General features: G+C 36.7%; 23 protein-coding genes. 15 read left to right on the forward strand and 8 right to left on the reverse strand.

Annotated features, from left to right (window positions below; all coding sequences use genetic code 11):
• Positions 1 to 23: 23 nt before the first annotated feature.
• A complete protein-coding gene (pruA, locus tag ISP73_00685; protein ID MBL6657103.1) occupies positions 24 to 1649 on the reverse strand; it encodes an L-glutamate gamma-semialdehyde dehydrogenase in 1626 nt (541 codons plus the stop codon).
• A 50-nt stretch (positions 1650 to 1699) separates the two neighbouring features.
• A complete protein-coding gene (locus ISP73_00690) occupies positions 1700 to 3076 on the reverse strand; it encodes a DUF5103 domain-containing protein (GenBank protein MBL6657104.1) in 1377 nt (458 codons plus the stop codon).
• 159 nt (positions 3077 to 3235) lie between these two features.
• Here ISP73_00690 and ISP73_00695 point away from each other — a divergent pair, with 159 nt between their 5' ends.
• From ISP73_00695 to ISP73_00730, 8 genes are all read left to right on the forward strand, one after another.
• Positions 3236 to 4588, forward strand: coding sequence for a Na(+)-translocating NADH-quinone reductase subunit A (locus ISP73_00695; protein MBL6657105.1), 1353 nt, complete (start codon positions 3236 to 3238; stop codon positions 4586 to 4588).
• Positions 4589 to 5734: an NADH:ubiquinone reductase (Na(+)-transporting) subunit B gene (locus ISP73_00700; GenBank protein ID MBL6657106.1), complete on the forward strand. Its 1146-nt coding sequence runs from the start codon at positions 4589 to 4591 to the stop codon at positions 5732 to 5734.
• A gap of 5 nt (positions 5735 to 5739) precedes the next feature.
• The gene (nqrC, locus tag ISP73_00705; protein ID MBL6657107.1) at positions 5740 to 6507 is read left to right on the forward strand and encodes an NADH:ubiquinone reductase (Na(+)-transporting) subunit C; all 768 of its coding nucleotides are present in this window, start codon (positions 5740 to 5742) and stop codon (positions 6505 to 6507) included.
• Entirely contained in the window at positions 6507 to 7154 is a 648-nt protein-coding gene (locus ISP73_00710) for an NADH:ubiquinone reductase (Na(+)-transporting) subunit D (protein MBL6657108.1), read from the forward strand. Before nqrC ends, ISP73_00710 begins: the two co-directional genes overlap by 1 nt.
• Before the next feature lie 10 nt (positions 7155 to 7164).
• Entirely contained in the window at positions 7165 to 7782 is a 618-nt protein-coding gene (nqrE, locus tag ISP73_00715) for an NADH:ubiquinone reductase (Na(+)-transporting) subunit E (protein ID MBL6657109.1), read from the forward strand.
• 18 nt (positions 7783 to 7800) lie between these two features.
• On the forward strand, positions 7801 to 9108 hold the full coding sequence (locus tag ISP73_00720; GenBank protein ID MBL6657110.1) for an NADH:ubiquinone reductase (Na(+)-transporting) subunit F: 1308 nt from the start codon (positions 7801 to 7803) through the stop codon (positions 9106 to 9108).
• A gap of 102 nt (positions 9109 to 9210) precedes the next feature.
• The gene (gene hemN / locus ISP73_00725) at positions 9211 to 10575 is read left to right on the forward strand and encodes an oxygen-independent coproporphyrinogen III oxidase (GenBank protein MBL6657111.1); all 1365 of its coding nucleotides are present in this window, start codon (positions 9211 to 9213) and stop codon (positions 10573 to 10575) included.
• 397 nt (positions 10576 to 10972) lie between these two features.
• Entirely contained in the window at positions 10973 to 11182 is a 210-nt protein-coding gene (locus ISP73_00730; protein MBL6657112.1) for an alkylphosphonate utilization protein, read from the forward strand.
• A 1-nt stretch (position 11183) separates the two neighbouring features.
• Here the strand turns inward: ISP73_00730 and ISP73_00735 are convergent, their stop codons facing one another.
• Positions 11184 to 11639: a DUF1801 domain-containing protein gene (locus ISP73_00735; GenBank protein MBL6657113.1), complete on the reverse strand. Its 456-nt coding sequence runs from the start codon at positions 11637 to 11639 to the stop codon at positions 11184 to 11186.
• Between the two features lie 42 nt (positions 11640 to 11681).
• Between ISP73_00735 and ISP73_00740 the strand changes: the two genes are divergently transcribed.
• Positions 11682 to 12683 (forward strand): FAD:protein FMN transferase, encoded by a 1002-nt coding sequence (locus tag ISP73_00740; protein MBL6657114.1) that lies wholly within the window; start codon positions 11682 to 11684, stop codon positions 12681 to 12683.
• 2 nt (positions 12684 to 12685) lie between these two features.
• On the opposite strand, the gene ISP73_00745 is transcribed toward ISP73_00740, so the two are convergent.
• On the reverse strand, positions 12686 to 13069 hold the full coding sequence (locus ISP73_00745) for a hypothetical protein (protein ID MBL6657115.1): 384 nt from the start codon (positions 13067 to 13069) through the stop codon (positions 12686 to 12688).
• A 149-nt stretch (positions 13070 to 13218) separates the two neighbouring features.
• On the opposite strand from ISP73_00745, the gene ISP73_00750 reads away from it, so the two are divergent.
• Positions 13219 to 13401 (forward strand): hypothetical protein, encoded by a 183-nt coding sequence (locus tag ISP73_00750; protein ID MBL6657116.1) that lies wholly within the window; start codon positions 13219 to 13221, stop codon positions 13399 to 13401.
• A gap of 12 nt (positions 13402 to 13413) precedes the next feature.
• A complete protein-coding gene (locus ISP73_00755; protein ID MBL6657117.1) occupies positions 13414 to 15000 on the forward strand; it encodes a discoidin domain-containing protein in 1587 nt (528 codons plus the stop codon).
• Positions 15001 to 15107: 107 nt separating this feature from the next.
• Here the strand turns inward: ISP73_00755 and ISP73_00760 are convergent, their stop codons facing one another.
• On the reverse strand, positions 15108 to 15308 hold the full coding sequence (locus tag ISP73_00760) for a membrane or secreted protein (GenBank protein ID MBL6657118.1): 201 nt from the start codon (positions 15306 to 15308) through the stop codon (positions 15108 to 15110).
• A gap of 65 nt (positions 15309 to 15373) precedes the next feature.
• Here ISP73_00760 and mazG point away from each other — a divergent pair, with 65 nt between their 5' ends.
• Positions 15374 to 16138 carry a nucleoside triphosphate pyrophosphohydrolase gene (mazG, locus tag ISP73_00765; protein ID MBL6657119.1) on the forward strand — a complete coding sequence of 255 codons (765 nt, stop codon included), beginning with the start codon at positions 15374 to 15376 and terminating at the stop codon, positions 16136 to 16138.
• Here the strand turns inward: mazG and ISP73_00770 are convergent.
• Together ISP73_00770 and tgt are read right to left on the reverse strand one after the other, a co-directional pair.
• Positions 16131 to 17207, reverse strand: a complete 1077-nt coding sequence (locus ISP73_00770; protein MBL6657120.1) for an LptF/LptG family permease — start codon at positions 17205 to 17207, stop codon at positions 16131 to 16133. The genes mazG and ISP73_00770 overlap by 8 nt on opposite strands.
• Complete coding sequence (gene tgt / locus ISP73_00775) at positions 17208 to 18338, reverse strand: tRNA guanosine(34) transglycosylase Tgt (GenBank protein ID MBL6657121.1); 1131 nt, start codon at positions 18336 to 18338, stop codon at positions 17208 to 17210. It abuts the gene before it with no gap.
• Positions 18339 to 18424: 86 nt separating this feature from the next.
• Here tgt and ISP73_00780 point away from each other — a divergent pair, with 86 nt between their 5' ends.
• The 3 genes from ISP73_00780 (at position 18425) to rsmG (ending at position 20744) form a co-directional block, all read left to right on the forward strand.
• Entirely contained in the window at positions 18425 to 19522 is a 1098-nt protein-coding gene (locus ISP73_00780) for a glycosyltransferase (protein ID MBL6657122.1), read from the forward strand.
• A gap of 89 nt (positions 19523 to 19611) precedes the next feature.
• Complete coding sequence (locus ISP73_00785) at positions 19612 to 20121, forward strand: sigma-70 family RNA polymerase sigma factor (GenBank protein ID MBL6657123.1); 510 nt, start codon at positions 19612 to 19614, stop codon at positions 20119 to 20121.
• Entirely contained in the window at positions 20121 to 20744 is a 624-nt protein-coding gene (gene rsmG / locus ISP73_00790; GenBank protein ID MBL6657124.1) for a 16S rRNA (guanine(527)-N(7))-methyltransferase RsmG, read from the forward strand. The genes ISP73_00785 and rsmG overlap by 1 nt, the downstream gene beginning before the upstream one ends.
• Here rsmG and ISP73_00795 read toward each other — a convergent pair.
• Positions 20741 to 21511 (reverse strand): class I SAM-dependent methyltransferase, encoded by a 771-nt coding sequence (locus ISP73_00795; protein MBL6657125.1) that lies wholly within the window; start codon positions 21509 to 21511, stop codon positions 20741 to 20743. The two genes, rsmG and ISP73_00795, sit on opposite strands and share 4 nt — an antisense overlap.
• Positions 21512 to 21522 lie beyond the last annotated feature (11 nt).

Below are 21522 nucleotides of genomic sequence, written 5' to 3' on the forward strand. Positions count from 1 at the left end.
GTCAACGCCCAAGGTTTAAAAGATTATCCCAAAAATGGGTACCTGTAGTCTTTTGCCGGAACGAAAGTTTCTTTGATTGTTCTCGGAGAAACCCATCGTAAAAGGTTCAAAATAGAACCGGCTTTATCGTTTGTTCCTGAGCCTCTTGCTCCGCCAAATGGCTGTTGACCTACTACTGCTCCTGTAGGCTTGTCGTTGATGTAGAAGTTTCCTGCGGCATTTTCTAATGCTTTTGAGGCTTCTTCAATAGCGTATCGATCGGTAGAGAAAACAGCCCCTGTAAGAGCGTATTCGCTAGTGCCATCTACTAATTCTAAAGTGGCTTTCCAGTCTTTTGGCTCGTATACATAAATAGTGATGACTGGCCCAAATATTTCTTCGCAGAGTGTTCTGAATTTTGGGTTGGTTGTAACTATTACGGTAGGCTCTATGAAGTAACCTTTAGATTTATCGTATCCACCACCAGCAATAATCTCAGCATCAGATTGCTCTTTAGCGAAGTCTATGTAGCTTGATATTTTGTCAAAAGCCTTTTCGTCAATGACTGCATTGATGAAGTTTGATGGGTCTTCAGGACTTCCCATTTTGAAGGATTTTACATCCGCTATTACTTGAGATTTTACGTCATCCCAAATGTTTGATGGAACATATGCTCTGGATGCTGCTGAGCATTTTTGACCTTGGTATTCAAAAGCACCTCTTGATATACCTGTTGCTACTTCTGCTGCTACTGCAGACTCGTGCGCTACAATGAAGTCTTTTCCACCAGTTTCCCCTACAATTCTAGGGTAGCTTCTGTATTTTTCGATGTTGTTGCCAATGGTTCTCCAAAGGTGTCTGAAAACGCCTGTAGAGCCTGTAAAGTGAAGGCCTGCAAAATCTTTGTGCTCAAAGACTACATCGCCAAGAGTAGGGCCGTCAACGGCTACCATATTGATAACGCCATCAGGCAAACCGGCTGCTTTGAATAAGTCCATAATTATTTTGGCAGAATACACTTGCGTATCAGCCGGTTTCCATACCACAACATTACCCATCATGGCGGGTGCTGCACAAAGGTTAGCACAGATAGAGGTAAAGTTAAAAGGTGTAATGGCTAGAACAAAACCTTCTAATGGGCGGTGTTCTAGTCTGTTCCACATTCCTGGCGCAGACTCAGGCTGTTCGCCGTACAATTGTGTTACGTATTCGGCATTGAACTTAAAGAAGTCAATAAGCTCACAAGCGGCGTCTATTTCAGCTTGAAATACATTTTTTGATTGTGCCAACATGGTGGCTGCATTAATCTTTGCTCTGAAAGGTCCTGCTAAAAGCTCGGCTGCTTTTAAGAAAATAGCTACCCTTTGGTGCCAAGGCATAGCTGCCCATTCTTCTCTTGCGGCTAGGGCAGAGTCTATGGCCTCATTGACGTGCGAAGCATCGCCAACACTGAATTGTCCTAATATGTGTTTATGGTCGTGAGGAGGACACATGTCTTTTTGTGTAGAGGTGGTAATTTCTTTGCCACCAATATAGAGGGGTACATTTATTTTTGAAGCGTACATTTCTTTGTACGTCTTTAATACTTCTTCTCTTTCGCTACTGCCTTCTTCATAGCTTAAAACTGGCTCGTTGGTAGCAATGGGTACGTTAAAAACACCTTTAGACATATTCTTTATTGTTTGTTAATTAATGACTGCAAATTTAGAGGAATAAAACATCATAACAAGTCTTTTGAAGTCAGTTTTTGTATTCCTATTAAATGGTCGTATTGTTCACCTGTTGGTCGGTGGTAGATGTATATTTTATAATCGTTTACTGTTTGGTAATGCGTGCCTTCAATGAATCGACTTAGGCTACCGCCTTCATTTTTCTTAAAAACGTATTCATAGTTGTAGTAGCCTTGTTTGAGGTAAATGTTGGCTTCATATATTCCTTTCTCTTCATTGAAGTGCATTTTGTGAGTTTCGGGGAAACCGTAATCGCTAATCTGTCCATGAACATAAAGTTCGCCATGAGTAATTTCATGTTGATAGGGCAGTGAGAATTTCACTAAAGCATAGTCGGCTTCTATATTGTCTCTGCTGCCTTCTTGCACACGAATTAGGCGTTTGCCGTTTATGTCTTGAACTAGATTGGAATAACGCTGAAAACGTCTTTCGTTGTCTGTTCGTAACGTAATTTTATTGGTGTCGTTTTCGAAGCTAATATTGGCTAGGCGTTCGGACAAATAACGTAGACTTTGACAGTCGAAAAAACGGTATTCGTTACCGCCATCAAAACAGTTTTCCTCTTCGTAATCGTAGGTTATTTCGTTGTCTTTAACGAAAACAGCTTCAAGACCACTCACTGCATTATCCCAACGGTCGTTTTGTGTAATTACGACTTTAATATCGCCAAAAGGATTGTCAATGGTATAGCCAGTATGCAGTATGCTAAAGTCAATTTCATGCTGATAATTGCGTTGTTCCAAATCAGTGGCACGTTGGACCGTTCCTTCTACACTGACTTTTTTGTCTAATACCATCAAGCGTTTACTTAAAATGGGCTTGTTTTTTTCGCCTTCAGGGTATACAATCAATAGGTAATTTCCTGATAGTATAGGACGCATATTATTGGATGGAATGACGGCTTGGTAATGTATGTAAGGCTGAATAGTATTGAAGGAAAAGTTGTAGTTGATGAGTGGTTCTTCGTAAAAACCTTCTAGGTATTCGTTTTGTAAGAGGTCTGAGGGAGTCCAATCGGCACTGCAATGAATGAGAGAATACATATAGTTTTTGGGGCTGTTAGTGAGATCGTCAAAAGACAATAAAAGGCTGTCTTTATCATTGAGATGAATCAACGGGCTGCCCATTTCAAAACCAACTGGGTGAAGTAAAACTGTTTTGATATCGCTATTATAAATGGCATTTTCATAGCTTAATATTTGCGCTGTTTTTTCTAACTCAAGCCCATTTTCTTCCAATGTTTCTATAATTACATCGTCAGTATCGTCATCGTATAAAGAGTCAGTGTTTGTGCTTACTTTCTTAGAGCCGCCACATGACACCAATAATATACTAGAAAAAAACAGGAGAATAGAGGTGTATTTCAAGGTAATTTTGAGTTAAAATTTAACGTTCATTTTATTGTGTTAACGACTCTCTTATTTAGAATCATTATAAATTAAAAATTCTTATTCAGCCTTGGGCTATATAGTTTCTTACAAATGTATATTTTTGCGACCGAAAATCACAATTTTTTAGAAAAAGAGATGTCAAAAGATATCAGATTAAAAAAAGGCCTTAATATTAACCTCAAAGGAGAGGCCGACAAAGTTTACGCCAGTATACCACAATCCGATTTATTTAGTTTAAAGCCCACCGACTTTCATGGACTTACACCTAAACTGACCGTTAAAGCAGGGGATAAAGTGAAGGCTGGTTCATGCTTATTTTTCGATAAGTACAACGATCGTGTTCGTTTTTCTTCGCCAGTTAGTGGTGAGGTTACGGATATTGTTCGTGGAGCAAAGCGAAGAATTTTAGAAGTAAAACTGAAGGCGGATGCTGAAACAAAGTATGAATCTTTTTCAACTTTGGATGCTGGTGCAAGTAGAGAACAAATCATTGAAGGTTTATTAGAAAGTGGTGTTTGGCCTTTTATTCGCCAAAAGCCATTTGATATCATTGCCAACCCAATAGATACACCAAAGGCTATATTTATTTCAACTTTTAACACAGCTCCTTTAGCTCCGGATAACGATTTCGTTCTTCATGGTCTTGATAGTGAGTTTCAGACTGGTGTCAACTTTTTGAAGAAGTTAACGGATGGTGTAGTACACTTGAATGTTGATGGCAATACTAATCCTTCAAAAGTTTTTACGTCTTGTAAAGGCGTTCAAATCAACAAAGTATCGGGAATGCACCCTGCTGGAAATGTAGGGGTTCAAATTCACCATATAGACCCTATCAACAAAGGCGATGTGGTGTGGTATTTATACCCACAAGATGTATTGACCATTGCACGTTTATTTAGCGAAGGCAAATACGATGTATCTAGAATTGTTGCTTTAACAGGTCCACAGGTTGAAAAGCCACGTTATTACAGAACTATAGCAGGTGCTACTATCAAAAACCTATTGGATGAAAATACGTTGATAGGTGATAACAACCGTTTTATAAGTGGTGATGTATTGACTGGAGAAAAGATTGAAAAAGATGGAAATATCGGATTTTACGATTCTCAAGTGACCGTTATCGAAGAAGGAAATAAACAAGAATTTTTAGGGTGGATAGCACCTAATTTAGATAAGTTCTCTTTGTCTAAATCGTATTTTTCATGGTTAACGCCATCGAAAAAGTATTCTCTAAACACCAATTACAATGGTGAAGGGAGGGCTTATGTAGTTACTGGTCAGTACGAGAAGGTATTACCAATGGATATTTATCCAATGCAACTTATAAAAGCCTGTTTGATTGATGATATTGATTCAATGGAACAATTGGGGATTTATGAAATATCTCCTGAAGATGTTGCACTTTGCGAATTTATATGTACTTCTAAAATGGAAGTGCAGTCCATTATTCGTAAAGGCTTAGATTTAATTAAAAAAGAATGTAGTTAGATGAAACTATTTAAGAATTTATTAGGCTCTGTAAAGCCACATTTTGAGAAGGGAGGAAAATTGGAGAAGTTATATCCGGCATATGACGCTTTTGAAACTTTTCTATTTGTTCCTGACCACACTACACATAAAGGTGCTCACGTTCGTGATGCTATTGATTTGAAGCGTACTATGTTTATGGTAATTATTGCCCTAGTACCGTGTTTACTTTTCGGTATGTGGAATGTAGGGTATCAATACCATTTAGCAATAGGAGAGACAGCAACTTTAGTTGAAAACTTCGTCTTCGGATTTTGGAAGTTTTTACCTCTAATCATTGTTTCTTATGTAGTAGGATTAGCAGTAGAGTTTGCTTTTGCGATCTACAGAGGACACTCAGTAAATGAGGGTTACCTTGTTACAGGTTTATTAATTCCATTGACTATGCCTATTGATGTGCCACTATGGATGTTGGCTATTTCGGTAATCTTTGCAGTTGTTATTGGTAAAGAAGTATTTGGAGGTACAGGAATGAATATTTTGAATCCTGCACTTACAGCAAGAGCCTTTTTGTTCTTTGCTTATCCTATATATATGTCTGGTGACAAAGTATGGGTATACAACGCTATGGTTGATGGTCATTCAGGTTCTACCATTTTAGGAGAGTTGGCAGCTTCAACCAATTGGCAATCCCTTTCGTGGAATCCATTTGATATGATGACGGGTATTATTCCAGGCTCTGTAGGAGAGACCTCTTTTATTGCAATTATGATAGGCGCTGTTATTCTAATTGCTTCTGGAATCGGAAGTTGGAGAATTATCTTATCCACTTTTGTTGGTGGTTTCGTGATGGCTACACTATTTAACATGTGGGGTGCTAATGAGCTTATGTCTACACCAGCAGAGATACACCTTATAATAGGTAGTTTTGCTTTTGGTGCGGTCTTCATGGCAACTGACCCTGTAACTGGCTCACAAACGAATAAAGGAAAATACATATACGGCTTTTTGATTGGTGTTTTTGCCATTCTAATTCGTGTGTTTAACCCAGCTTATCCGGAAGGAATGATGTTGGCAATACTCTTGATGAACATATTTGCTCCACTAGTAGACCATTATGTGATTCAAGGAAATATTAAAAGAAGATTAAAACGAGCAAACGCTTAATAATTATGGATGCAAATAAAAATTCGTACACATTTAGTTTTGCTGCTGTCATGGTTGTTTTGGTGGCTACCTTATTGTCTGTTGCAGCAATTAGCCTAAAGCCATTTCAAGATAAGAATGTGGAAGCAGAAAAAAAACAAAATATTCTTTCTACTCTAGGTATTGAAGTAAGTAGAGAAGATGCTGCTAAAGTGTATAAAGAGAGAATTACAACGTCTTACGTTTTGAACAATAAAGGTGAAGTTGTTGAGGGTGATGCCTTTACCGTTGATTTGGGTGTTGAGTTAAAAAAGCCTGTTGATCAGCAAGTATTCCCTGTATTCGAAGGAGAAAAAAACGGTCAAAAATCATATATACTTCCAATGAGAGGTAAAGGATTATGGGGACCAATCTGGGGCTATTTAGCACTTCAAGATGATATGAGTACTGTTTCTGGTGCTGTATTTGATCACAAAAGTGAAACACCTGGTCTTGGAGCAGAGATTTCTTTAGGATGGTTTCAAGAGCCATTTATTGGTAAAACCATTTTTGACGGAACAGAATTTAAATCAATTAAAGTTGTTAAAGGCGGTGCAAAAGAAGACGATATGCACGGCGTGGACGGTATTTCTGGAGGAACAATTACTTCAGACGGTGTTTCGGAAATGTTGGACGAGCGTTTGTCCAAATACCTTCCATTCTTTAACCAAAAATTAAGTGAAATGATAGAGGTAGAGGCTGACACTCTTTTAGTGGATAGCCTTCAAGCTCTTACCCTAAATACTATCGACTAATGAGTGAAAAGAAAGAACCTTTATTTTCAAAGAAAAATAGAAAGCTCCTCAAAGACCCGCTAAACGATAATAACCCGGTAACTACTCAGGTACTCGGTATTTGTTCGGCTTTAGCAATTACAGTACAATTGAAGCCAGCCATTGTTATGGCATTATCTGTTCTCGTGGTCTTATCAGTAGCGAATGTGGTGGTTTCATTAATGAGGAATTTAATCCCTTCAAGAATTAGAATTATCGTTCAGCTTGTAGTTATTGCAACTTTAGTAATTCTGGTAGACCAAGTATTAAAGGCCTTTGTATATGATGTGAGTAAGGAATTATCCGTATTTGTCGGTTTAATCATTACGAACTGTATCATCATGGGTCGATTAGAAGCTTTTGCTTTAGGCAACAAGCCTTGGAAATCCTTTTTGGACGGTTTAGGTAATGCCTTTGGTTACGGTTGGATTTTGATAGCAGTAGCTTTCTTTAGAGAATTACTAGGTGCTGGAACCTTATTCGGTTACCCTGTCTTAGAAAAACTCGGACTTTATGAGATGGGTTACGAAAACAATGGTATGATGATTTTGCCTCCAATGGCTTTGGTAACAGTAGGTATTATCATCTGGATACAACGAATGAAAAACAGAGATTTAATAGAGTCTTAATCGATATATTATGCAAGAATTAGTAAACATATTTATAAAGTCAATTTTTATTGACAACATGATATTCGCCTATTTTTTAGGAATGTGTTCCTATTTGGCAGTATCCAAAACAGTAAAGACTTCTGTTGGTATGGGCTTTGCGGTAATTTTCGTACTAGGAATTACTATACCAATCAACTATTTACTAGAGAATTATGTGCTTAAGCAAGGGGCTTTAATTTGGCTCGGTGATTCTTTCGCTGATGTAGATTTAAGTTTCTTGAGCTTCATCATGTTTATCGCTGTCATTGCATCTATGGTGCAGTTGGTAGAAATGATTGTTGAGAAAATATCTCCAGCACTTTACGGTTCACTAGGAATCTTTTTACCGCTTATCGCAGTAAACTGTGCCATCTTGGGTGGCTCACTATTTATGCAAGAAAGAGCATACAATTCTATAGTAGAGGCAACCGTCTTTGGTTTAGGCTCTGGAATTGGATGGTTTTTAGCTATTGTAGCTATTGCAGCCATTCGTGAAAAAATTAGATATTCTCATGTGCCAGGACCTCTAAGAGGATTAGGTATCACCTTTATCATCACAGGTCTTATGGGGATAGCTTTTATGAGCTTTATGGGAATAAAATTATAATTCGTACAAGAACAGACAATGATAATATTAAGTACAACAGTAATAGTTTCAAGTATAGCCATCTTTTTGGTTATGATTTTGGCATTGGTAAGCATTCTTTTGTTTGCAAAATCCAAGTTAATGCCAGCTGGAAAAGTAAAAATCACTATCAATGGTGAGAAGGAAATAGAAGTAGACGGTGGCTCTACACTTCTCAATACCCTAAGTAATGAAGGTATCTTTTTACCATCGGCTTGTGGTGGTGGTGGAACGTGTATTCAGTGTACCTGCCAAGTGCATGATGGTGGTGGAAGTATTCTACCAACTGAAGAGCCTCACTTCTCCAAGAAAGAAATTGCTGATGACTTTCGTTTAGGTTGTCAAGTAAAGGTAAAGGAAGATATGAAAATCTCTATTCCAGAGGAAGTCTTTGGAGTAAAGAAATGGGAAGCAACAGTAGTATCTAACTACAATGTAGCCTCTTTTATTAAAGAATTTATTGTAGAGGTTCCTGAAGATATGCCATACGAAGCGGGTGGATATATTCAAATTGAAATTCCTGATTGTGAGATAAACTACTCTGATATTGATATTACTGCTCACCCTACTGAGCATCCAGGAGAAGAAGATAAATTTAAAATGGAGTGGGATAACTTCGGTTTATGGCCACTAAAAATGAAGAATGACGAAGAAGTGGTAAGAGCATATTCCATGGCTTCATATCCTGCTGAAGGAAGAAAAATTATGCTTAACGTTCGTGTGGCTACGCCACCATGGGACAGAGCAAAGAATGCTTGGGCGGATGTAAATCCTGGTGTAGCATCTTCTTATATTTTCAGTAGAAAAGCGGGTGATAAAGTAACTATTTCAGGACCTTATGGTGAGTTCTTTATAAATAACTCAGAAGCAGAAATGCTTTATATCGGTGGTGGTGCTGGTATGGCACCAATGCGTTCTCACCTTTATGAATTATTTAAGACCCTAAAGACTGGTCGTAAAGTAAGTTACTGGTATGGTGGACGTTCTAAAAGAGAATTATTCTACCTAGACCATTTTTACAGTCTAGAAAAAGAATTCCCTAACTTCAATTTTGAACTCGTTCTATCAGAGCCTCTTGAAGAAGATAATTGGACTGAGAAGAAAGACTTAAGTGATAAAGATGGAGACGGTTTTGTAGGTTTTGTTCACCAAGCAGTGATTGATCAATACCTTAGTAAACACGAAGCTCCAGAAGATATTGAACTGTATTTCTGTGGACCCCCACTGATGAATCAGGCTGTTCTAAAAATGGCTGATGATTGGGGTATTCCAGATGAAAATGTTCGTTTTGACGACTTTGGTGGCTAAGCCAATTAAGCAGTCTAAACTCAAAAAAGCTCTACTTCTTGTAGGGCTTTTTTTATGATATATATCATATTATACTTCTACTTTGCCTCTTAACTTGCTCTAATGAGTTTAGTGAAGAAATACAATGTAGCAGGACCAAGATATACTAGCTATCCTACAGTACCCTATTGGGATACTGAAAAATTTAGAGTGAAGGCTTGGAAAAAGAGCCTTATAAAGTCAATTGACGAAAGTAATGAAGAACAAGGAATCAGTTTATACATTCACCTACCATTCTGTGAGCAGATGTGTACATTTTGCGGATGTCATAAGCACATAACCCAGCGGCACGATGATGTAGAAACACCTTATATACATGCTTTATTGAAAGAGTGGAAAATTTATCTTTCTTTTTTTAAGGAAACGCCCCAATTAAAAGAATTACATATCGGCGGTGGTACTCCAACATTCTTTGCTCCAGAACGATTATCTTTTTTTATTGATCAATTGCTATCTACTGTACGAATTGCCGACAAACCTTCTTTTAGTATTGAAGGACATCCTAACAACACCTCTTATGAACACATGGAGGTATTGTACAATAGGGGCTTTAAACGTATTAGTTTTGGCGTTCAAGACTACGATGAATATGTTCAGCAAAAGATTAATAGAGTACAATCCTTTGAAGAAGTGAAATCAGTAACAGATGATGCTCGAAAAATTGGTTATACATCAATATGTCATGATTTAGTATATGGCTTGCCATTTCAAAATTTAGATGGCTTTACAGATAGTATTAAAAAGACCATACTGCTAAAACCCGATAGAATAGCCTTGTACAGTTATGCTCATGTACCTTGGATAAAAGGTTTAGGACAACGTGGTTTTTCTGAAGAGGATCTTCCTTCACCAAAGGAAAAATTAATGATGTCTGAGAAAGCAAAAGAAATGTTATTAGAAATTGGCTACCATTCCATAGGCATGGATCATTACGCTCAAGAAACAGATTCTCTTTATAAATCGTATCAATCAAACAGCATTCATAGAAACTTTATGGGTTATAATTCCTCCAAAACTCAGCTCATGATTGGTCTTGGAGTGTCGTCAATAATTGATTCGTGGTATTCTTTTGCCCAAAACACTAAAAATTTAAATGAATATTATTCTTTAATTACCAAAGGAGAAATACCCGTAGTTAAAGGTCATCACCTCAGTCCTGAAGATTTAATTAGGCGTAAACACATACTAAACCTCATGTGTCAGTTTGAAACTTCTTGGAGCCATAAGGGTTCGTTTTCATCAATAATTAACGAAATTATTGTAAAATTAGATGAAATGCGTAAAGATGGTCTAATAAAATTAACTAACAATTCTATTCATATTACTGCTAAAGGAAGACCTTTTGTTAGAAATGTATGTATGGCATTTGACTATTATCTCAATCAATTTTATAAGAAGAACGATAAGATTTTTTCAAAGACGATTTAATTTTTTTATTTAAATTTTGATAAAATAGTTTTAGGTTATATATTTACGTCGTCTAAACACAATTCCAACCAATTATTATTTAAAATTCTTAACCTGACTACCCATACAGGGGGGTGGGTTAAGAGCCATATTTGGTTGTTATTTAGTGTTTAGACGCATTAAGCCCCCCTATTTTTTTTTCGGATTTGATGAAATTAAAAAGAATAAGAGGAAAGTGCAAATGCGGGGATTCTAGAGTCATTATCAAAGAAAAACATTTAGATAGAATTAGATTTTTCTATGAAAGAGAATGGCATTCTATACTACTTCTATGCAGGCGTTGCAATTCTAAAATTCATGATAACTTTCAACAGATTAAAAACGATTAAATACCGTAGATTTGTGAAAAATTAGATGTATGGAAACTAAAGATTGCAATGGTAATGTTTTAAAAAATGGCGATGTCGTAATTGTTAACAAAACTCTTGATGTTAAAGGCTCACCTATTGTGATAAAGAAAGGCACAAAAGTCAAAAACATTCGACTTACTGATGACCCTAAGGAAGTAGACTGCAAAGTAAACGGTACACGTTTAGTTCTAAAGACCATGTTTTTAAAGCGAAACTAACTTACCTCTTTATGCTTTCTTCATAGACTTTTATCCATTCTTCGGGAGTAATTTTTGTGCACAATTCCGTAACGAGACTGTATGGAATATCGTCTATGTATTTGAATCGAATACAGCTTTTTCCAATATCTAATTTTCGCTTACACTGTTGAGCAAATTCTTTCTCCCACCATTTTAATAAAGTATTGTCGGCATAGATACCCATATGGTATAAAGCAATAAAGTTTTTTTGTGAAGCTAAGCTCATAAAAGGCAATGGGAGATGTGGTGTAGTGTGGTAACCGCTAGGGTATAGGCTGTGAGGAACAACCCAGCTTGGCATACCATAACCTAAGCATTCCTCAAAACCTTTGGGTAAATTGGCATTAATGATAGCCCTTAATTTATTCATACTTTCTTGCCGTTCAAAAGGTATATTTTTGAAATAATCATTGACAGAATTGGCCTCAATTTTCATAATATAATAGTGTTTTAGTCTACAAAAGTATAATTTTGTAGCATGAAAAATATATTTTCACTTTTTTTAATCCTTTTAATGTCTTGTTCATCAAATGAAAGTACCCGCAAAATGGTAAGTAACTTTGGATATGCACAAGGAACTTCTTACAGCATTAAGTATATGATGAGTAAAGATAAGGATTATCACCATCAGATTGATAGTTTGTTCACTGCTATAGACGCATCGCTTTCAACCTATTTGCCAACTTCATTAATCAGTCAGCTCAATGAAGGCGATACAACTTTACTGTTGGATAAACATTTCGTTAAGGTATTCAATGCCTCTAAAGAAGTTTCTGAAAAAACAGAGGGGTTATTTGACTGTACTGTTGCACCATTAGTCAGTATTTGGGGTTTTGGCACTGAAGCTGCAGCGGATGAAGTTGATACGCTTAAAATTCTAAAAATTGTTGAGCAAATAGGCTATGAAAAGCTGTCTATGAAAGGCGATAGTTTATTGTCCAATCCTGAGGGAATTACTCTAGACTTTAACGCTTTAGCACAGGGTTATACCGTTGACCTTATTGCTGCTTTTTTGGAGAGTAAAAATATATCTGACTATCTAATAGAAGTGGGTGGAGAAATTCGTGTAGGTGGCTTGAATTCTAGAGAAAAGAAATGGGTTATAGGCATTGACAAACCGAGTAAAGACATTGACCAAAGCGACCGCTTTCAGTTAAAATTGAATTTGACCAATAAGTCCTTAGCGACCTCTGGAAATTACAGGAAATTCTATGAGAAGAACAATCAAATATACTCACATACAATACACCCTAAAACAGGCTTTCCGGTACAACATGCTTTATTAAGCGCAACGGTTATTGCCGATGATTGCATGTCTGCAGATGCCTATGCTACCGCATTTATGGTAATGGGAGTGAATGAAACAAAAAAGTTTTTAAAGTCGGACTCGACTTTAGAGGCTTTTTTAATCTATACCAACGATGACAAACAGTGGGAAATGTGGTCAACAGAGGGGTTTGAGGAGATGGTAGTAAAATAAACTTATTTAAGTTTATTGATAATTTTTAGTAGTTCACTAATCTGATTATCTTTAATATCTAATTGTTTCTTAAGAATTGTTGTAGCTAACTGATATTCAGTTTTTCCCTCTTCAACTTCGGATGTGAATGAATCGGAATTCAATTTATATTTATTCGACTCTTTTTTCACCCCTCTTATTAGCCAATTTAAGTCAGTATCTGGAAAAAAGTCAAGAAACTTTATCAGAGTATTAATCGTAATATTACCGCTTTTAGTGAGTGAACCATTAGAAACTTTTGTGGTTTTGTAAAACTTATTCATAGTAATTTTACTATCCATTATTTTTTCAACCATTCTTTTCTTTATATCTGATGGAGACTTATATTCTCGAGTTTTGTCTTTCATTTTAACTTTAGAAATTATATTAAAATAACTTTTTACTTTAGTTAAAAAGCTATATATTAGCCGATATATGTATTAAAATAACTAACATATTAACGCTACTTAAAGCAACATAACGCAACAAATATATGCAATTAGAAGAAAGAAAAAACTTGTTAAAATTTCTTAAAAGGGGAGATATCAATAAAATTTCAAAATTATCTGGATATAATAGAGTCACTATAAACAGATGGGTAAATGGTAAATCCAATAATTTAATAATTGAAAAGTATTTAATAGCTCTTGCAGACAAACGTCAAAAGGAGATTGAAGAAGTGATTAATAATTTTAGATAAATTAATTGAACCATGAAAAAAATCACATTTTTTATTTTATGTATTTTATTTTCTGATATTTCTTTTAGTCAAACGCCTTCAGGAGATATGTTGGTTAAGGTTTATAATATTAATGGTACACCTGGTAGTGGTTCAGTAAATAATCCGCTTATGGGTAATATACTGTATTCGATTTCAGAAGATAGAATGTACCATTATAATGGGTCGTCATGGGTATCGATTGATGATCAAATGTTAAGCCTGAGTAATAATACCTTATCTATTTCAGGTGGTAATTCGGTTGTACTTCCATCATTGTCGGACGGTGATGCTTGGGGGGTCAATGGCGAGGATGTTAGTGGTAGTATTGGTAGAACAGGAAATGTTGGTATTGGTACGACTTCACCAACACAGAAGCTACATGTAGCAGGAGGGGCTCGAATTACGTCAATGGCTGGTGGTAGTACTTCAGATAATGTTGTAGTGGTTGATGGCAGTGGTAATTTGAAGAAGGTCACACAAGCCTCATTGGGTGATGGAACGGGTACAGACGATCAGAAGATTACTAACTTACAACTTTCAACGGCCAATGTATTGTCCTTTAATTTAGAGGCTGATGGTACTCATACGGTAAATTTGAGTGGGTTAAAGGATGGTGATGCTTGGGGCGTAAATGGTGAAGATGGTTCGTCCGATATTAAAAGAAAAGGAAAAGTGGGAATAGGCACAACAAATTCCCCAATTGGTGCTTTGGATATAACCTATCCTTCAGAATCAGAAATAGAAACACCTTCCGTAATAGGTCCTTTTTCAACTTTTTCAGCAAGTTCCAGTATTGGTACAGCCTGGCGTGCTTTTGATTATACTTCAACTGAATTCTGGCAATCAACAGGAACAACTAACCAATGGCTTAGAGTGGATATAGGTCAAGGTAATACAGCTGCCATTTCTTCAATAAGACTAAATTTATCTAGCACAACCTCGCTTAGTTCATGGTCACTACAAGGATCTAATGACGGAAGTAATTGGAGTACCATATCAACCTTCGGTTATACTGCCCCTTTCTTGTCCACACATAATGTTAACTCTACTACTCAATATCGTTATTTTAGATTATTTTTCAATGGATTGGGTGCCGGTGCAAGTAACCTTTCGGTTGTTGGAATAGCACTATATGAAAAAAAGATAAGAAGGGTAATGGTATCAGATGATACTAAACTCATAATAAATGATATTGAAAATGAATCAGGTGAATACAATCAAAATGATATTCAAACAGCTCTAGAAGTTAACGGTAACATTCTTTTGAAGGGTGGGGACTTAGTCACTTCCCCTCATGGTAGAGTAGGAATAGGGACAGCCAATCCAGGAGCAAAGTTACATGTTATTGGAAATATTTTTGCGACAGCTGTAAATACACCAGATTATGTATTCGAGCAGTACTATGAGGGTGAAAGTATGTTAAATGAAGAATATAAATTCTTTAAACTCGAAGAAGTAGAAAAATTCATAAAAAAACATAAGCATTTACCAGGAATTCCATCTGCTAGAGATATTAAAGAACAAGGAGGTATATTTGTGAACCAAGCAACAGAACAGAACAGAACCTTGAAAAAATAGAAGAACTCTATTTACACCTCATAGAGATGTCAAAGGAAATAAAATCTTTGAAACAACAATTAGGAAAGGCAACAATGAAGTGATACGTTGTGGTTATAATATAAGTGCTAAGCAGTAACTTCTTCCTTTTTACACTTTTCTTCAGGACTGGCACCGCAGAAACCACAGTTTTCGCCCTCTTTGTTTAGGAAAGGACTGTTACTCGCACAAGTGCCAGAAAATTCACCGTCTTTTTTGACAAGGATTTTGATGGCAATACCAGCAAATCCTAAACCCAATAACACAACAGCCAGAATAAATACTTCCATAGGTATATCAATTATGTTGCAAAGGTATGAATTTGTTATGCTACTTTTGTGAAAAATAACAGAATATGGATGCCCGATTAGTTGCCTTTGAACGATTACTGAATATTATGGATGACCTAAGGGAAAAGTGCCCTTGGGATATGAAGCAGACCATAGAGAGTTTGCGCTACCTAACCATTGAGGAAGTATACGAATTATCTGACGCTATTGTTGAGGGCGATATGAATGAGATTAAGAAAGAGCTTGGTGATATCATGCTGCATTTGGTATTCTATTCAAGGATAGCTTCGGAGACTAAGGATTTTGATATTACGGATGTACTCAATAGCGTATGCGAAAAGCTCATTCACCGTCATCCGCATATTTATGGCGATGTAGAAGTCAAAGACGAGGCAGAAGTAAAGGCTAATTGGGAGAAACTAAAACTCAAAGAAGGCAAGAAATCGGTTTTAGAAGGTGTACCAAAATCCTTACCCGCTATGGTCAAATCTATACGCATGCAGGAGAAAGCTAGAGGCGTAGGTTTTGATTGGGATACTAGTGATCAGGTATGGGATAAAGTCCAAGAGGAATTGTCCGAATTAAAGGTAGAAGTAGAGAAAGGCGATGACCAAAAGATTACCGATGAGTTTGGCGATTTACTCTTTTCCTTGATTAATTATGCCCGTTTTGTAAATGTAAACCCCGAAGATGCTTTAGAGAAAACCAATAAGAAATTCCTTCATCGTTTTCAGTATATGGAAAATGAAATTGAAAAAAAAGGACTGAAACTTTCCGAGATGTCATTAGAAGAAATGGACGTCTATTGGAATAAGGCAAAGACTATTTAGGAGCTTTTTTAAGTAGATAAATGCCTAATGCTGCAAAGAGTAAATTTGGAATCCATACCGCAAGAATAGGAGAAAGGTCACCATTGGTAGCAAAGGTGGTAGAGATTTGCATAAAAAGTATATAGGCAAAGCTAATCAGCAGTCCAGCACCAAGGTGTAAGCCAATTCCTCCACGAATTTTTCGAGAAGCCATAGCTACAGCTACCAGAGTAAGGATAATGGTAGCAAAGGGGAAGGCAATGCGTTTTTGTTGCTCAATAATGTGAAAAACAAGGTTTTTAGAGCCTTTCATCCGTTCTACTTTGATGTAGTCATTGAGTTGAAATAGGTTCATGGTTTCTACCGTACTTCGTCTAACGTTAAAATCATCAGGGTGAAGGTTAATTTTAAGCTCCATTACGTCTCCCTCATCAATACGCTCGCTTAGGCGATTTATTCGTCGTTTAAAGAAGTTATGTGCTTCCCAGTGGTTTAGCTCTTCTACCCACTGAATATAATCGGCAAATAGCTTTTCACTGAGTTGTCCATATTCGAATTGCTCCATAGAAAAACGGTAACCAATATTTCGTTTAGTATTATAAGACTGTACATAAATGAATTGCCCAGGGGTAATCTGCATATGAATGTCTTTGTCGCGGTTTTTGTAGGGGTTTTTGATGTAAGTATTTTCAAAATCCAGACGTTCGCTATTAGCTGGTGGTATAATGAAATTACCGAGTACAAATGACAATACTGCTAAAAAACCAGCAGATAGTAAAAAAGGACGTAGAAAACGGTTGAAGCTAACACCACTGCTGAGAATGGAAATTACCTCAGTATTATTTGCCATTTTGGAAGTGAAAAAGATAACCGCTACGAAAGTAAATAGGGGGCTAAACAGATTTCCAAAATAGGGGATGAAATTGAGGTAATAGCTAAATAATATCTCTTTTAGAGGGGCAGACTTTTCAATGAAATCATCAATTTTTTCGGAAACATCAAAGACCACCACAATCAATAAAATCAAAGAAATGGAGAAGAAGAAGGTCCCCAAAAACTTTTTAATGATATACCAGTCTAATTTTTGCATTTATAAGCGTCTGTCCAATTTCTTTACCATCTCATTTTTCCATGAGGTAAATGTTCCTTCAGCTATATGTCGCCTAGCCTCTTCCATTAACCACAGATAAAATCGAATATTGTGCAAGCTAGTAATTTGCTTTCCTAACAATTCATTAACTGTAAAGAGGTGACGGACATAGGCTTTGCTATAGCTAGAATCTACGAAAGAAGTACCCTTAGGGTCAAGGACTGAAAAGTCATCCGCCCATTTTTTGTTTTTGATATTTATGGTGCCTTCACTCGTAAATATCATACCGTTTCGGGCGTTTCTAGTTGGCATTACACAGTCGAACATATCCACGCCCAAAGCTATATTTTCCAATAAATTGCATGGAGTACCCACACCCATAAGGTAGCGCGGTTTGTCTTCTGGCAATACACTGCATACAATATCGGTCATTTCATACATGAGGTCGTGCGGTTCACCTACGGATAATCCGCCGATGGCATTTCCTTCACGTTCAAAAGATGCTATTTTTTCTGCCGACTGTTTTCTTAAATCTTTGTAAACACTTCCTTGTACGATAGGAAATAGCGTTTGATCAAAACCGTATTTGGCCTCAGTAGTGTCAAAGCGATCACAACAGCGTTTTAGCCAACGGTGGGTCATGTGCATGGACTTCTTAGCGTAGTTGTAATCGCAGGGGTAGGGCGTACACTCGTCAAAAGCCATAATGATATCTGCTCCAATAGTTCGCTGTATATCCATTACATTTTCAGGAGTAAATAGGTGATAAGAGCCATCAATATGGGATTGAAATTTCACACCCTCTTCTTTAATCTTTCGTTTACCAGAAAGAGAATAAACTTGATAGCCACCACTATCGGTCAGTATGGGTTTGTCCCATCCCATAAAGGCATGTAGTCCACCCGCTTTTTCCATAACCTCTAAGCCAGGACGAAGGTAAAGGTGGTAGGTATTTCCCAATATAATTTGTGCTTGAGTATCCTTCTCAATTTCGTGCTGATGCAAACCCTTTACGGTAGCTGCCGTACCGACTGGCATAAAGATAGGGGTTTGTATTTTTCCGTGAGCAGTGGTCACTTCACCCAATCGAGCTTTTGAACCGCTATCTTTTTTAATCAGTTTGAAATCCATACATCAAATTTCGCCAAAGATAGTTAAGTCTTATGAACATTAAATTTTAGTTCTTAAAAAATTAAATATCCGTATCATTGCAAACTATGAATGTGGACTATATTTTATTTCTAATTTTTGTTCTATCAGTAGTCGTTCAGCTCTATTTTTACCTTTTTGTGTATTACAGATGGACAGAAGATGAAGAGAAAACAGAAACATTCACTAAAGCCGTTTCGGTGATTATATGCGGTTATAATGAAGAAAAACACTGGGAATCTTTAGTTGAGAAACTGTTACAACAAGACTACCTCAATTACGAGATAGTACTGGTTAACGACCAATCCACCGACAACACCAAATTTATATTCAAGCAATGGGAAAATCATCCCAAAATAAAATTGGTAGACATCCCTGAAAGCATAAAAAAAGGATTAGGTAAAAAGTTTGCTCTTACTCTAGGAATAAAAGCCGCAAAGTACGATTGCCTTTTACTTACTGATGCCGATTGCTACCCTAAAGACGCCTCATGGATTAGCTCTATGGTACAGCATTTTGCTACAAAAGATATTGTTCTTGGCTATGGAGCTTATGAGAAAAGACCTGGTTTTTTAAATAAACTCATACGCTTTGATACCTTTCAAGTGGCTATTCAGTATTTCTCCTATGCCCTTATGGGTAAAGCCTATATGGGAGTAGGTAGAAATTTGGCTTACAAAAAGAATTTATTTTTTGATAACAAAGGCTTTGCCTCACACTTACATTTACCTTCTGGTGATGACGATTTATTTATAAAAGAAGTCAGTACTCCAACTAATACTGCCATTTCAACCTCTATATCGGCTCATAGTTTTTCAGAACCGAAGACTACTTGGTCATCATGGATACGTCAAAAATCCAGGCACTTGAGTACAGGTTTGTACTATAAGCCTTTTCACAAGCAAATGTTGGGCTTGTGGACAGCTAGTCAATTACTGTTTTGGATAGTCTTTATAGTCTTATTGCTAAAACAGTTTTTCATTCCTTACCTCATTCTAATAGTTGCTATTCGATTGACAGTACAATTAATAGTAAGTTATCCCTTGTTAAAAAAGACAGAAGAAGAGGATTTACTTGTTTTTTATCCCTTTCTAGAACTAACATATATTGTTTTTTACCTTATCTTTATGCTTAAGAGTATGCTAAACAAAAAACGATTTTGGTAGAAAGAGAGTTAACAGAAAAAGCCAAAGAGGATTTAAAACTTATAAAGAAGGCACTGTCCAATGGTGACCCTCGTGCGTACAATGCACTCATGTCAAAGTACAGAGACGCTATATTTTTTATGCTTTACGAAAAGGTTAGCGACAAAGAACTTGCCAAAGAATTAACTATTGAAGCCTTTGGTAAAGCCTTTAATAAATTGAATACCTATACCTCTAATTTCGCTTTTAGTACTTGGTTGTTTACCATTGCTAAAAACAACTGCATTGACTATTTAAGAAAGAAGAAGTTACCGACTATTTCCATAGATTCTACCATAGAACACGATGAGGGTACGACTTCTTCTATTGATATTACTGACCAACAACTAACGCCTGATAATAGCTTGATAAGAAGTCAGCGAATTCAAATTTTAAGAAGTATTGTTGAACAACTCCAACCCAATTACAGACAATTGGTGAAGTTGCGTTACTTTAAGGAATACAGCTACGAAGAAATTTCTGAAGAATTGAGTATTCCGCTTGGAACAGTGAAAGCACAATTGCACCGTTCTAGAGAGAAATTATTTAAAATTTTATCTGGTAAAAAAGACATGATGTAATGGATGTTATTTTAAAATACTTTCCACATTTAACCACTAAACAAATTCAACAGTTCGAAGCATTACACGAATTGTATTCGACATGGAATGCTAAAATAAATGTCATTTCTAGAAAAGATATAGATAGCTTTTACGAACGTCATGTTCTTCATTCCTTAGGCATTGCTAAAGTGATCGACTTTCATGACGGCACTACTGTTTTGGATGTAGGTACAGGTGGAGGTTTTCCGGGAATTCCTTTGGCTATCTTTTTTCCAAACAGCCATTTTCTTCTCATCGATAGCATTGGTAAGAAAATAAAAGTAGTAAAAGACGTTGCCGAACAACTGGGGCTTACTAACGTTAGTACTGCTCACCAAAGAGCAGAAAACATCAGAAAGTCCTTCGATTTTGTAATAAGTCGAGCCGTAACGCGCATGCCCGCTTTTATAGATTGGGTAGAACAGCGATTTTCTAAAGAGTGCCACAGCGATTTCCCAAATGGAATACTTTACCTCAAAGGAGGGGATTTGACAGAAGAACTAAGCGGTATTGACTATCACCACAACAGTTTTGATTTAGCCGACTACTTTGAAGAGGACTTTTTTGAGACTAAAAAAGTGGTCTATGTCCAGATGGTTTAAGCAGGTTTTTTGCAGAGGTAAATGATCTCATCTTTTGGTAAAGCATAGCGCTCTACGAGCTTAGCATCCAATTCTTTTACAAAAGCATCTTCTACAACGTCGAAACCGGCTTCAGTAAGTATGCTGCCATAATCTAGTCCGTACAACCTAAGGTGGTCGTCTTGCCAATAGTGTTTTTCCCTTTCTCTTGGGTCAGTAATGCTTGGGTCATCAAAGGTGTCTTTTCTAGTGTAGTCAATAGGTACTTGAAAGATACCCCAGCCGCCTTTATTCATTACTCTAAAGAATTCCGACATTACCTTTCTATCGTCTTTCACATGTTCTAGCACGTGGTTGCACATTATAACGTCAAAACAATTGTCATCAAAAGGAATATCGTGTACGTCCATTTTTACATCTGCCCAAGGTGAATTCAAATCGGCAGTGGTGTAGTCTAGGTTTTTCTGCTTTTTGAATAAGCTGATGAAACAGTATTCAGGAGCAATATGTAAGAACTTTATATCGTCAGTAAAGAAATTGGTTTTCTCTTTGAGGTACAACCAAATGAGTCGGTGTCTTTCTAAGGACATACTATCAGGAGCAAGAGCGTTTTCTCTAGGGTTTAACCTTCCGTAGGGCAATAATTTGCGGTAGCTTTTACCATTGATAGGGTCTTCGAAGGTATTGCCTCTCATGAATAGAGAAAAGATTTGAAGAAAGAAGTGACTAACATGGTGTAGGTAGTGTCTTGGGATAAGTCGAGTAACTATGCTAATAATATATTTCATGGGGAAATGGG

It is taken from the genome of Flavobacteriales bacterium, assembly GCA_016779935.1.
Taxonomy (GTDB): domain Bacteria; phylum Bacteroidota; class Bacteroidia; order Flavobacteriales; family UBA7312.